Consider the following 12,896-nt stretch of genomic DNA (forward strand, 5'->3'; position numbering starts at 1 on the left):
GCGATCCTCGGCAGCTCTACCCGTTCGACGCTAACCATCGATGGCTCCGCCGGGAAGAACACGTGCGAGCCGGAAGATCGCCCAACTGGCGCCCACAGCGAGACTTGCGATCCAGGCCAGCGCCATAGCCGTCGCGCCGCGGTCGGCGACGGCCACTGTGGCGGTGCAGAGCAGGACGCCGAGCACCACGCCCACTCCGATGCCCTCGGCAAACATCTCACGCGCCCGGCAGACGGCGTTGTACGCCTGCAGGACCGCGTAGGGCACGAATCCGATGGTGAGCAGCCGCAGGCTGGTCACCGAGGTATCGGCGTAGGCCGGGCCCATCAGTCGCAGCAGCGGATCCGACAGCACCAGCAGGCCAACAGCCATGGCGCCGCCGAGCGCCAGCGACCAGCCGACGGCGACCCGCGTCAGGTGCGCCAGCCGATCGGGGTGGCGCACACCTGCCGCGAACTGAACGAGCCCCACCTGGACCGGCGCGGTGTATACGATCCAGGCCATCATCCAGGCGGGATACCAGTAGGCGGTCGCCTCCGGCGACACAGTATGCGCAACCAGAACCGGCACCAGCAGAGCCGGCGCCCGCTCGGTCATGGTGAGCAGTTGGTTCGGTAACCCGATACCCAGCACCCGGCGACCGCGGCCGAGGTGCATCGACGGCCGGTACCGGTAGGCTGCGATCCGGCGTAGTTGCCCGACGCCAACGAGAACCGCAATCGCGCCTCCCAGCGACCAGCAGACCACGATTGTCACCACGCTCGCGGCATCCCGTAGCCACCAGACCCCGGCGATCGCCACGAACGCGGCAAGACCACCCGCGCCGTACCGGCTCGGGGCACTGCCACCTCGACCGAACGCGACGCCGACCTGGTCCAGGCAGATCAGCGCCGTACCGAACAGGGTCGCCGCCAGGAACGCGGCGACGAGGACCGGCGTGACGGCCTCCCCCGTCGAGACGGCGGCGATCACCAGATATCCGGACCCGACGAGCACACTGGTGACGGCGAGCAGCGTGAACGCCGTGTCGAGCACTGGCGCCGGATCGCCGTCCCGGCCGATCTCCACGATGGCGGCCGAACCCGTGCCGAGCTGACCGAGCTGGGTGCACAGCATCACCGCGGATATCGTCGCCGCGGCGATCCCGAGATCCGTGACCGTGGCGACCCGCGCGGCGACCACCCAGAAGAAGAATCCGGCTCCCATCTGCAGGACCTTGCCGGTGAGCAGCCCGAGCGAGCCGCCGGCCAGCGAGCGAAGCGCCGGTGAGGCAGGCCAACGCGCTCCGCTGAGCGTCACCGCACGAGCCCCCGCACGAGGCCGACGTAGTTGAACCAGCCGAACACCGCGTAGTACGGGATCCACCGTGGCTGCCCAGTGACCAGGCTGATTGTGATTCCGCGCACGGAAGCCGCGAGTGGGAGCGCGAGCAGCCGCAATCCTCGCCAGCCATGCTTGCGGACCATCCGGCCCAGGCCGCTGCCGTCCATCAGGAACTGGTCCTGCGCGAACGCGAAGTCGTCGCCGGCGAACCGATGCTCGACCAGCACCCGTTCGGAGACCCCGGCGCGCAGCCCGGCATCTCGGAGCCGCCAGCGCAGCTCGATGTCCTCCCCGGACGCGAAGCCGGCGTCGAAGCCGATCCGCGCCAACTCATCGCGGTCGAACAGAGTGGCAACCAGTCCGAACCAGTGCCGGCTGCGACCCGTCCGGTGGTGGTGGGCCAGCGCGAGGCCCCAGTAGCCTGGCCCACCGACGCTTTGCAGCCCTGCCTGCAGAGCCGTGAAGTCCTGGCCGGCGAACTCTTCGAGCAGTTCAGCGAGTGCACCGGGTGGGAAGACCACGTCGCAGTCCACCAGCAGCACCAAGCGGGTGGTCGCGGCGGCGGCACCGATCGTCCGGGCGTGTGGGAGGCCCTTGCCCTCGTCGCTGATCACCACGGCGCCGTGCTCCGCCCCGATCTCGCGCGAGCGATCCCCTGACAGCCCGTCGACCACGACGGTCCCGCCGACCCCGGCCTGCCGCAGCGCGGTGAGACATCCCGGCAGCAACTGCTCGCCGTTCCGTACCGGGACCACGGCCGTGACGTCGCGGACAGTTGGGGCAGGGTAGGTCACAGCTCCGGCCGTTCGTCGTCCGCCGGCAACAGCTCCCCGAGGAACGCCACGATGTCGTCCGACGCATCGTCTGGTGAGTACACGCTGGGTACCTGCAGCAGATGGCACGGCCGTCCGTCGACTGCCTTCTGAAGCACGTTGGCCTTCTCCTCGACGAACCGGCTCCAGGGCAGCACCGAGGCGGCGCCCAGCCCGGTCACCACCCGCTGCGAGAATCCGGCCAACTCGATCTGGAAGTTCCCCAGCATGCGGTCGACCATCCAGCCCTCGTCGCGCACCAGCAGGCGGGTCCGAGCGCCTTCGTACCGCTCGATGTAGACAACCTGTGCGAGCGGTGCCCGAGCCGTCACCTCCCGGCCGGGGAATGCCTGGGTCGCGCGAACCATCCGGTGCTCCGGTGACCACCGGCGGGAGAAGTCGGCCAGCCGCGGGTAGCGGATGACGACCGGGTGCACGAAAGTGGTGAACCGGCCGACTGCTCGCGACAGCGCCACCGGCACGAGCGGCTTGCGAGCCCCCTCGAAGAGGTGCGGATAGATCGACTTGTGGTGTGGCTTGATGAACATCGGCTTGTCGTAGCCGAGCAGCGTGGAGTCGTCGGTGAGGAAGGCCCAGTCGTCACCCATCAACGAGAACCCGTCGCGGCGCAGGAGCTTCGCGACCGTACTGGTCTTGCCGGTGCCGCCCGCAGCCGGCAGCGCGATCGCTTGGCCGCGGTAGGCGACGGTCGCTGCATGGATCATCGCGGCGCCGCGAGTGACCATCGCACGGTCCAGGATCGGCACCAGCGCAGTCAGCAACTCGCCCGCGCCGTGAATCCGGTACTGATTCTCCTCGCACACGATCTGCACCCGCTCGCGGACGAACCGGACGGTGTCGGCGGTATAGGCCAAGTCGTCCTCGAGCACCGCCGCCTCCAGCATCGGCTCGAGCGGTGCGGTCACCACGATGTCGGCTGATACCTCGTGTTCGGTGGTGAAGCACGCCAGCATCGTCCGGAGCTGTGCGGCGGCCGGCGCCCCAGCAGCCACCCGGATGCCGACCCGCCCGTGGACGTCGAAGAACAGCCAGCCCTGCTCATCGGTCGGCGAGATGATCATCATGACTTCCCAGTGGTCGTGGTCGGGGGCACCGCGCGGGTGCGAACCCGTCGGGTCAGGTAGCCGGTCGCGGTCAAGGTGAGGCCGGCGAGGCTGACCGCCGCGCGCGCCATCCGCCTGGGGGCGCGGACTCGCAGCGCGGCGGCCAGGTCGTTCGCTGCGCCTCTCGGGACGGTGCGCAGCGCGTACGTGCGCTCAGTGGCCAGCGCCAGCCGCGGACCGGCCAGCCGACTGACCTCCGCCTTGCTGATTCCCTCCGCCCAACAGCGACGCCGGAAGTACGTCCAGCGGGCGCGGTCCGCCGGAACGTGGTGATGGACGACGGCCGCCGGCTCGTGCAGAATTCGCATGCCGGGGAAACGTCGGGCGAGCCGGATCGAGAGCTCGGTCTCCTCGCAACCGAGCCCGTCGGCTCCGAGCCTTCCGACGGAGGTCGCGAACCCGCCGACCATGAGGACCGGCTCTCGTCGGAACGACATGTTGGCGCCGATCGGATTCCGCACCTGCGCCGTTGTCACCGGCAAGCCGGTGTACGAGCAGCCGACGACCCAGCCGAACTCCGCCGGGAACCACCATGGTCGTCCGGTCGCCCACTCCGGGACCACGAGTCCACCGACGCCGATGACGCTGCGATCGGCGTAATGCACGGTGAGCCGCTCGAGCCAGGCCGGCTCGGCGGCCGCGTCGTCGTCAAGGAACGCGACCACATCTCCCGAGGCCGCCGCGACGCCGATGTTGCGGGCACCGGACAAACCGCGGGTCGACTCGTTGGCGATCACCCGCACGTCCGGTCCGAGCTCGTTCTTCGCGCGGTCGAGCAACTCGCCGCTGTGGTCGACCACCACGATGCACTCGTCTGTCGGGCAGGTCTGCTGCCGTACCGACTCGACCGCTTCGACCAGCAGCTGCCACCGTGCCATCGTGTAGGCGCAGATGACAACGCTGACCCGGTCTCCGGTCATTCGGTCACCTCGACATTGTCGAAGCGGTAGTCGAGGTTCCGGCGCAAGCTGTCATCGCCCATCCTCAGGTTGGCGAACCCCACCGAGCCGAGATCGGCCGTCGACGAGCTGTAGATCACGGCGCCGTCGACACTGACGACAACTGTGTCGTCGCTCGCACCTAGCGCCAGCCGCACCGAGATGCGCGCGATCCGTCCGTCGACGAGGGTTCCGCTCGTCGTGACCGTCGTTTCCCTGAACTGCACCCGAAGCTCGCCCGTAGCGGCCACTCGCAGCACGCTCAGCTGCCGCGTGCCAGCCCCGTTGTAGATCTTGGCGAGGGCGAAGAAGGTGTCGGTGCTGCCACCGGCAGTCACCTTCGCGTCGAACGCGACGGTGAGGTCGGCGTACGACGTACCGAGCGCTTTCCGGATCGAGGCGGTCGCACCGGTCGCCGTGGTCGAGGTGAGACGGGCGCCGAGGTCGCCGGGGTTGACGGCACCAGAGATGACGGTGGCCGTTCCCCCGCCACCAGTGTGGACGGTCCAGCCGCCGGCGGCGAATCCGCCGGAACTGAAGTCGTCCGCGAAGATCGCTGGAGTCTCTGCCTGGATCAACCATGCGTGCGCGGCCGGGCTCGGATCGCCGTTGCCCGCAGCGTCGGTGGCTGTGACGGAGAATGTGTGGCTGCCGAAGCCCAAACCTGTGTAGGCCGTCGGCGACGTGCAGGGCGCGGCCGGCTGCCCGTCGAGGCTGCAGGCGAAGGTGGAGCCCGCCTCGCTCGACGAGAACGTGAAGGTCGCGTCAAGGGACGAGGTCACTGCCGGCGGCGCCGAGGTGATCGTGGTTTCGGGCGGATCCGTGTCTGGCGGTGGGGCGCCACCGAGCGTCAGCCGGTTGTACAGGTAGCGGCGCGTCTCGTCGTCGCCCGCGAGGACGAGCAGGCCGGTGGCCCCGGACAGGTTCTGCTTCGTCGAGGTTGGATTGTTGGCCTCCGGATGCGCGGCATTGTGGATGAAAGCGGTGCCGAGGCCAGGCTGGAAGACCGGGTTGTCGAGGCCGGCCTTCTTGTAGTAAATCGTGCCACCCGTACAGCACGGCGCCGCGGCGAAGACGTACACCTCCCGCGAGCTGGTGTCGATCTGCACGATCGCGCGGGTGGAGTCATCGGCCTTGGTGTAGACCGGCCGACTGGTCCACTGCCCGCTCGGTGTGAGGACCAGCAGGTTGATCAGCGGGTCGGACGGTGCGTCCATGGACGTCTTGGCCACCGCGAAGACCCGACCGCTCGGGTCGCCGACCAGGGACTTGAGGTTGATGTGGTCGTCGGCGCCCTCGCTCTGCTGATACGCGATCTGCAGTGTCCAACTCTGGTCGGAGGCTCCGTCGGCGTGCGCGGCCCAGTACATGATCTGGGTTCGCTGGTTGCTCCACAGCACCCCGATCTTGTCACCGTCGTACGCGATGATCGAACTGATATCGAGGGTCTGGACGTTCGCCTCGTTGCCCGGTGTCGGCAGCTGATACTTGGCCACCCACGAGAGGTCGTCACCGGCGGTCGAGTGGGTCAGCCACACCTTGGCGTTCTGGACGAAGGTGACCCACAGCAGCCCGGTGCTGTCCTTGGCCAGGACCACCGCCTGGACGCCGCCGCTGGCGAGCGTGACCGGATAGCCGACATCTCGCGACCACTGTTTCGTCGCCGTGTTGTAGCTGAACCGCGTCACACGAGGGCTCTGGCCGGCGTTGTTTGCCGTAGCGCCGGCACTGGCGATGTAGAGATGGGAGCCGTCCCACAAGGCGTCCAGGTAGCTGTTGGGACGGTCCTCGACCAGCACTCCTGTGTCGGTCCAGCTGTTCGCGGCCCAGTCGTACCAGAAAATGTGAAAGTCGCGGCTGGCCGTGTCCCAGAGGCTCCCCCACCAGATCCCGTCCGCGATCCACAACTTGCTCTGTGGCTTCTGGCCGGTCGGCGCGGTCGTCCCGGTGTACGCCGGTCCGACGAAGCCGACGTCTGCCGCAGTCGCCATCGATCCGGACGCAGCTTCTGTTGCGGCGTTGACGAAGGCCGGGCCGGGCAGGACCACCTGCACCAGGCCGATGGACAACGCGATCAGACCGACGGCGCGAAGCGTGCGCCGGATCATGGCGTACCGACCGGGTGGAGTCCGCGACGGTCGAGCGCGTCGACAAGTGGACGCCGTGCCAGCGGCAGGCGCTCGCGGGCCAGCAGCCGCAAGATCCTCCAGCCGTCCGTCCACGCGTTCAGGTGGGACAGGCCGTGCTGCCGGAGCAGTTCGACACTCGGTACCTCGGCGATCCGCAGACCGGCCTCCACGGCTCGGACGGCGATCTCGGTCTCGATCTCGAAACCGCCGGACGTCAGCCCCAGCAGCTCGAGCTTGTCGCGTCGGAGGCCGAAGTAGCCGTAGCAGAGGTCGCTGAAGGAACTCCCCCACATCAGGTTCACGGCACCGACGAGCGCGCCGTTGCCGAGCCGGCGTACGAGGGTCAGGTCGAGCGACCCGCCCGCGCGCAACTGGCGGGACCCCTTGACCAGGTCGTAACCCTGGTGGAGCGCGGCGACGTAGTACTCGATCTCGGCCGGTTCCATGCTGCCGTCCGCGTCGATCGCGACGATGAAGTCACCGGTCGCACGCTCGAACCCGGTGCGCAGCGCGGCGCCCTTACCCCGCCCGCGCTGTGGCACCGTGATGACATCGGGCCGAGTCGCGCGGGCAACCTCGACTGTGCGGTCGGAGGAGTAACCGTCGACGACGATGACCTCGCTCACGCACGACGGGATGCGCTCCAGAACCCACCGGATGTTGCGTTCCTCGTTCATGGCAGGCACGACGACGGAGACTGACGGCGTGACGGCACGGACGGTGACCGCCGGCAGCCGAAGGTCCGGCAATCGCCGGACGCTGTCGGGCGATTGCCCATGCCCATTCGATCCGCTCACCGGTGCGAACGGCGTGGCGCTGACCGTTGACGTCATGGTTCCCCCATCGCCCCGAACGTTGCTGGTGCCGACGTCGGCTCGGCCGGCGGCCGTCAGGCGGTTCGCCCGCACCTCCGTGCGGCGCGACCACGAGTCTCCTCCAACTTGGGTGAACGGACGCCACCAACCGCCGACTGTCCCCGGCGTTATCCTCCGGTATTACTCCACGGTCGATTGACGAGCCTCCGCCATTTGTGCAGATGCGTCTCATCAATTCTCGGTACGTCGATCCGCCGCCCGCGGATGTCCACCATTTTGATGAGAGGTATCACCACCATTCGAGGGTCCCGGCAATGCCATCGGAACCGCAAGGATACGTTCGGTGGTAGGAATCTCCATTGTCGTGTGTGATCCGCAGCGAACCGTTGGTGAGGCGGTGGCTGCCGGTCTCGAGCGCCTCGGCGGAGCAAGTGTCCACCCGGTTGAGACGCGACTCGTCGAGGCCCTGCACACAGTCGCAGCCGTGCGGCCCGACGCCACAGTCGTCAGTCCAGATCTGTTCGGACGACCGCTCGGCACGGTGGTGGCCGCCTTCGCGCACGCCTCGACCCGGTCCGGACTTGTGATCATCACCGCGGACACCTGCACGCTCCCTGCGAGACTCGACGGCATGATGCGGGTAGTGAGCGGCGACTACACGATGGCCGATCTCGTCGCCGCAGTACAGGCAACCGTCCAAGGGGTCCACACCGGCGTACGGCGGACGCTCGGCGCCTTCGATCACCTCGACGGCAGCATCGCGGCCCGGCTGACCGCACGCGAACGACAGGTCCTCGAATGCCTCGTCGAGGGACTCGATCCGGCCGGCATCGCCCGGCGCCTGTCGATCAGGACGAGCACGGCCCGGACGCATATCAAAAATCTCTGTCGCCGGCTTCGCGTCCACAGCGCGGCGGAAGCGGTCAATTTGGTCCGCAATGGTTAGCGGACCCGGCAACCAATCACCATTCTCTGGGGGTTCGCGAATCATCCGCGCAATGATTTCGAGACCGGCGGTAACACAATTGGGGCGGGTGAGCCGTGACAATGCCGAAACTCGATAGACGGGTGGTCGGGCGCGTGTTCCTGGGTGCTGCCCTGATCGTCTGCCTCGGTGTATTGGCCGTCGGGTTTCACAACGCTGACCCGGTTCGCCCGGCAGCTGAACCGCGGGCACCCCACGCCACCGCCGCCACGCCACGCCCTGCGGTCGAGCCGCCCGGCCCCGCACCGAGCCCGCGTTCCGTTCCGGGCATCCGAATGGGCGCAACGCCTCGGAGCGACGGAACCTTCGACGTCGTCGAGACGATCACGCTCCGGATTCCGACCGACCGGCTCATCCTCGCGGCACCGTCCACCGCGCTCGCGGGAGCGACCTTCGCGGCCTCCCGGCCGCGCGCGAACTCGGTTGTCCTGCGCGCCGGTGGACTACTGGTGCCGATGCGCCCTGCCGAGGTCGGAACTCTGCGGGTGGTTCTGCTCGACTCACCCGCCGACCGGATCGAGCTGCACTACCGGCTGTCCGGCGCCATCATCCGGAGCGTGCCGTCGAAGCCCAACCGTGCGCTCGGTCTGGTGGCCCCGCTCGCGGCCGGACTCGACGGGTCCCTCCCGACCACCTTGACCGTTACCCGAGCGCGCAATCTGTTCTGCCCGCTGCTCAGTTCGGCCCGGCAACGCTGCGCCGCCGAGGTCCCGCACGGCATGACCGCCCTGCCAGGCCTGACGGCTGACGACGCCACGGTCGTGGTACAGCTCGACCTTCCGCAACCCTGAGCTAGAGGGAATTCCTTGCGTCCGAAGGACCGTGGGCAGGCCCTCGGTCCCTTCGCACGCAGGAGGTCAGGCCGAGTAGCCCTTCGGCGGGATCAGGGTGACGAGCTGGTTGAAGGTCAGCCAGTACGTCGCGGGGGCGAAGCCGGCCGGGTCCTCGATCAGTACAGTCGAGTCGCTGGTGTCGTACCCGATCACGGTGATGTGTGCCAGATCGTGTAGTTCGGGTAGCCCGACGGGTGGTTGTTGGCCGGGGCAACGAAGTTCGCGACGATCGGGTAGGTCCGGTCGAAGACGACGTCGTTCCAGCGCAGGTCCCGCTGCGCCTGGGTCGGCGGATCGTTCGGCAAATCACCACGCCTTCGAGCTGGATCGAATGGCTGGGACTATCCGGCCGTCGTCACATCCGACTCCGCAGCCAACTCGGTCACGATCTCGAGCACCACCTGGAGTGCCGGCGAGGTGTTGCCGGGCAGCCAGACCATCTCCGTACTGACGGACTCGCCGGCGATCGGTACGAACACCACACCAGTACGCCGGAGACTGTTCGCGGACCAGGCGAGCCGCGTCACCCCTACCCCGGCCGCGACAAGTCCGAGCAGTACTTGCGGACTCGGGTCACGCTGCACGACCTTAGGGACGAACCCCGCCTCGTGGAACTCCTCGTCGTACACCTTGTGCCAGGGCTCCCACGAACTGCGCGGTGTCAGCACCCAGTTCTCGTCGGCCAGGTCTTCGAGGGCCACTTCCGCTCTGTCGGCCAGCGGATGACCCGCTGGGAGTACTGCGCAGACTCGCTCGGTGGCCAGCGTCCTGGTCGCCAGTCCGTCAACCAGCGGCGGGCGGGAGAAGGCAACGTCGTACCGGCCGGTGGTGACGCCTTCGACCAAGGCGCTGATCGTGGTCTCCTCCGTGGCGAGCTGCAGGTCCGGAAGGCGTTCCCGGACCGCCCGGACCACCAAGGGCAGAAGGTAGTTCGCAGTGGTGGCGAGGAAGGCGAGCCGGAGGTTGCCGATCTCCCCGCGGACCGCCCGGGTGACTACGGCGACCGCGTCGTCGGCACGTTGCAGCACAGCGCGTGCCTCGGGCAGGAAGAGCTTGCCGACCTCGGTCAGTTCCGTGCCCCGGCTGTCACGGTCGAACAGCTTCGCGCCGAGCGTGCGCTCCAGCAGGGTGATCTGCTGCGACAGGGACTGCTGGGCGATCAGCAGCCGGGCGGCGGCCCGGGTGAAGCTCGATTCCTCCGCGACGGCGACGAAGTACCTCAACTGCCGGAGATCGGGGGTCACAGGCTCAGGCTACTGCTGCGCCAGGAAGCCGGTGTTGGTCCGTGGCCGCGCCGCGACGAAGACTCGAAGAGAAGGAAACACCACTGGAATCGGAGCAAAGATGAGCAACGAAGGACAAGACCGGGTGTGGCTGATCACGGGGTGTTCGACCGGGTTCGGCCGCGAACTGGTGCTTGCCGCACTGGCCGCCGGCGACCGGGTGATGGCCACCGCGCGCCGGCCCGAGACGCTGGCCGACCTGGCCGAGCTCGGCAAGGGCCGGGTCAGCACGGCGGCGCTGGACGTCACCGATCCCGCCTCCGTCGAGGCCGCCGTACAGGCGACGCTCGCGGTGTTCGGCCGGATCGATGTCCTGGTCAACAATGCGGGCTCGCTGGTGATGGGTGCGCTGGAGGAGGTCGGCATGAAGAGGCTGCGTGAGCAGTACGACGTGGTCTTCTTCGGCGCCGCCGAGGTGACCAGCGCGGTCGTACCGGTGCTGCGCGAGCAAGGCCACGGGACGATCGTGCAGATGAGCTCGCTTGGCGGTCTCAAGACGTACCCGGGCTACGGCGCCTACAACTCGGCGAAGTGGGCACTCGAAGGCTACTCGGAGGTACTTGCCGCAGAGCTGGCGCCGCTGGGCATCCGGGTGCTGATCGTGGAGCCGGGAGCGTTCCGTACCGAGTTCAACCGCAACAAGGTGACCACCCCGGAGTTGTCGGCCTACAAGGAATCCGCTGGGTTGACTCGGCAGGCCACTGCGGCGCTGCTGGACTCGGAGGAGAACGACCCTGTGAAGGGCGTGGCGGCAATTATGAAGGCGCTCGACAGCGACAACCCACCGCTGCGCCTGCTGCTGGGCAACGACGCCGTCGACGGCTTGCGCGAGCACCACGACGCACTACTGGCCGAGGTCACCGAGTGGGAGGAACTAAGCCGCTCAACCGCCATCTCCTGAGGTAGGACAGGGAATGGGAGTCCGGACGGGGCCGTTGGACTTTGCATCATGGACTCTTCGGCCGGACTCCCCCAGTCGTCACTGAGCGGCGTGCCTCTGTCGATCCTCGACCGGTCCCGCACTCGTGCGGGTGAGACTGAGGCCGAGACCTTGCGCGGCACCGTCCGGCTGGCGCAGCAGGTCGAGGAGCTCGGGTACCACCGGTTCTGGGTCTCCGAGCACCACAGCGTCCCCGGTGTGGTCGGCTCAGCCCCGACGGTCCTTGCCGCAGCAGTCGCGGCCAGCACCACCCGCATCCGGGTCGGCACAGGCGGCGTGATGCTCCCCAACCACCAGCCACTCGTCGTAGCCGAGCAGTTCGGAGTACTGGAGTCCCTGTTCCCCGGACGCATCGACATGGGTCTCGGCCGGTCCGTCGGTTTCACCAACGGCATCCGCCGAGCCCTCGGCGTCGAGAAGGACGCTGCGGAGGACTTCACCTCCCAGGTCCAGGAGCTGCTCGGCTACTTCACCGGCACCCAGCAGAACCACCCGCAGGTGCACGCGCGCCCTGGCGAAGGTCTACGCGTACCGCCGTTCGTACTGGCCGTCGGCGACGGCGCCCTCCTCGCAGCCTCACTCGGCCTCCCACTGGTGATCGCCGGCGTCAAAGGCGAGCAGGAACTCCTCAGCCTCCTCGCCCGCTACCGCGCCGACTTCCACCCGTCCCCCTGGGCGACCAACCCGTACGTCGTACTGGCCGTCACGGCGGCGGTGGCTGCCACAACAGAATCGGCTAGGCGGCTGCTCCTGCCAGAGGCGTGGTCCAGCGCCTATTCGCGGACGCGCGGGGTGTTCCCGCCACTGCTGCCGGTCTCGGAAGTCCTGCAGCTCGAGATGACCGAGAAGGGGCGCGGCTTCTACGAGCAGTCCCTCCGCGGCCAGATCTACGGCACACCGGACGAGGTGAACGCGGCCTTGGGCGGCCTGGTGAGCCGCACCGGCGCAGACGAAGTACTGCTCACCACGAACACCTACAACCGGGCCGACCTGGTCGAGTCCTACCGCCTACTGGCCGAAGCCGCCCAGCTCGCTGGCCTCGTCAGCCGCTGACCCTGGCGCCACGCCAACGCGCCCGGTCCCGGCTCAGCCCGGTGATCCTTGCCAAGAGGCCCTTGCGGACGTCGGGCCATTCGTCGGCCAGGATCGAGAAGACCACGGTGTCGCGGAACGAGCCGTCCGCCAGTCTCTTGTGCCGCCGCAACACCCCTTCGCGGGTAGCGCCGAGCTTCGCGATCGCCGCCTGCGACCGGGTGTTTGTCAGCCCCGTCTGAATCTTCACCCGGCCGAATCCGCAGTCCTCGAAGGCGTGCTGGAGCAGCAGGAACTTGCAGGCCGGATTCACCGCCGTCCCCCAGACCGCCGGAGCGTATCCCGTCCAGCCAAGGTGCACGGACTCGTTGGGGAGATCCACGTCGCCCAGGCTCGTACTGCCGACGACCGTGCCCCCTGCGCCGAGCGAGCTGTCCCCGACCAGACGGACCACGTAGGCGGCGCGTTGGGCTGCGGACTCCACCCACTGCTCGCGCATGTGCTCCGCGTCCGTAGGCATGCCGGCGCTGCCTCCGCCGAAGCCGGCGGCGTACACCTGCTCGTTGCCGATCGCGGCGTACAGGGGTTCGATGTCAGCAGCCTGGAGCCTGTCGAGGCGAACGACGTCGCCGACCAGGGACCGGCCGTCAGGAGCAATGGTCATGCAGCCAGCCAACCCGGC

At 68.3% G+C, this 12,896-nt stretch carries 14 protein-coding genes; 4 read left to right on the forward strand and 10 right to left on the reverse strand.

All coding sequences use genetic code 11. The features are described 5' to 3' along the window. Positions 1-30: 30 nt before the first annotated feature. From EV644_RS26490 to EV644_RS26515, 6 genes are read right to left on the reverse strand one after another with little or no spacing between them, the layout of a single operon-like run. The gene (locus tag EV644_RS26490) at positions 31-1,299 is read right to left on the reverse strand and encodes an MATE family efflux transporter (RefSeq protein WP_132191505.1); all 1,269 of its coding nucleotides are present in this window, start codon (positions 1,297-1,299) and stop codon (positions 31-33) included. Then, a complete protein-coding gene (locus EV644_RS26495; RefSeq protein ID WP_132191504.1) occupies positions 1,296-2,117 on the reverse strand; it encodes a glycosyltransferase family 2 protein in 822 nt (273 codons plus the stop codon). Before EV644_RS26495 ends, EV644_RS26490 begins: the two co-directional genes overlap by 4 nt. Further along, positions 2,114-3,220 (reverse strand): hypothetical protein, encoded by a 1,107-nt coding sequence (locus EV644_RS26500; protein WP_199240011.1) that lies wholly within the window; start codon positions 3,218-3,220, stop codon positions 2,114-2,116. Before EV644_RS26500 ends, EV644_RS26495 begins: the two co-directional genes overlap by 4 nt. Next, a complete protein-coding gene (locus tag EV644_RS26505) occupies positions 3,217-4,179 on the reverse strand; it encodes a glycosyltransferase family 2 protein (protein ID WP_132191503.1) in 963 nt (320 codons plus the stop codon). Before EV644_RS26505 ends, EV644_RS26500 begins: the two co-directional genes overlap by 4 nt. Beyond that, the gene (locus EV644_RS26510; RefSeq protein ID WP_132191502.1) at positions 4,176-6,305 is read right to left on the reverse strand and encodes a hypothetical protein; all 2,130 of its coding nucleotides are present in this window, start codon (positions 6,303-6,305) and stop codon (positions 4,176-4,178) included. The genes EV644_RS26505 and EV644_RS26510 overlap by 4 nt, the downstream gene beginning before the upstream one ends. Continuing rightward, a complete protein-coding gene (locus EV644_RS26515; protein WP_158292928.1) occupies positions 6,302-7,075 on the reverse strand; it encodes a glycosyltransferase family 2 protein in 774 nt (257 codons plus the stop codon). The genes EV644_RS26510 and EV644_RS26515 overlap by 4 nt, the downstream gene beginning before the upstream one ends. 463 nt (positions 7,076-7,538) lie before the next feature. Here EV644_RS26515 and EV644_RS26520 point away from each other — a divergent pair, with 463 nt between their 5' ends. Together EV644_RS26520 and EV644_RS26525 are read left to right on the forward strand one after the other, a co-directional pair. Then, complete coding sequence (locus EV644_RS26520; protein WP_132191500.1) at positions 7,539-8,087, forward strand: helix-turn-helix transcriptional regulator; 549 nt, start codon at positions 7,539-7,541, stop codon at positions 8,085-8,087. A gap of 314 nt (positions 8,088-8,401) precedes the next feature. Further along, positions 8,402-8,917, forward strand: a complete 516-nt coding sequence (locus tag EV644_RS26525; protein WP_132191499.1) for a hypothetical protein — start codon at positions 8,402-8,404, stop codon at positions 8,915-8,917. Between the two features lie 66 nt (positions 8,918-8,983). Here the strand turns inward: EV644_RS26525 and EV644_RS47255 are convergent, their stop codons facing one another. Genes EV644_RS47255 through EV644_RS26530 form a run of 3 tightly spaced genes read right to left on the reverse strand, consistent with a single transcriptional unit; the run spans position 8,984 to position 10,203 of the window. Next, positions 8,984-9,112 (reverse strand): hypothetical protein, encoded by a 129-nt coding sequence (locus EV644_RS47255; RefSeq protein ID WP_255511349.1) that lies wholly within the window; start codon positions 9,110-9,112, stop codon positions 8,984-8,986. After that, positions 9,109-9,264, reverse strand: coding sequence for a hypothetical protein (locus tag EV644_RS44700; protein ID WP_158292929.1), 156 nt, complete (start codon positions 9,262-9,264; stop codon positions 9,109-9,111). The genes EV644_RS47255 and EV644_RS44700 overlap by 4 nt, the downstream gene beginning before the upstream one ends. Positions 9,265-9,300: 36 nt before the next feature. Continuing rightward, on the reverse strand, positions 9,301-10,203 hold the full coding sequence (locus tag EV644_RS26530) for a LysR family transcriptional regulator (protein ID WP_132191498.1): 903 nt from the start codon (positions 10,201-10,203) through the stop codon (positions 9,301-9,303). A 100-nt stretch (positions 10,204-10,303) separates the two neighbouring features. On the opposite strand from EV644_RS26530, the gene EV644_RS26535 reads away from it, so the two are divergent. Both EV644_RS26535 and EV644_RS26540 read left to right on the forward strand, forming a co-directional pair. Beyond that, positions 10,304-11,143: an SDR family NAD(P)-dependent oxidoreductase gene (locus EV644_RS26535; RefSeq protein WP_132191497.1), complete on the forward strand. Its 840-nt coding sequence runs from the start codon at positions 10,304-10,306 to the stop codon at positions 11,141-11,143. 48 nt (positions 11,144-11,191) lie between these two features. Then, entirely contained in the window at positions 11,192-12,235 is a 1,044-nt protein-coding gene (locus tag EV644_RS26540) for an LLM class flavin-dependent oxidoreductase (protein ID WP_132191496.1), read from the forward strand. On the opposite strand, the gene EV644_RS26545 is transcribed toward EV644_RS26540, so the two are convergent. Next, on the reverse strand, positions 12,225-12,878 hold the full coding sequence (locus EV644_RS26545; RefSeq protein ID WP_132191495.1) for a GNAT family N-acetyltransferase: 654 nt from the start codon (positions 12,876-12,878) through the stop codon (positions 12,225-12,227). The genes EV644_RS26540 and EV644_RS26545 overlap by 11 nt on opposite strands. Positions 12,879-12,896: the final 18 nt, after the last annotated feature.

This window comes from Kribbella orskensis (genome assembly GCF_004342085.1).
Lineage (GTDB): Bacteria > Actinomycetota > Actinomycetes > Propionibacteriales > Kribbellaceae > Kribbella > Kribbella orskensis.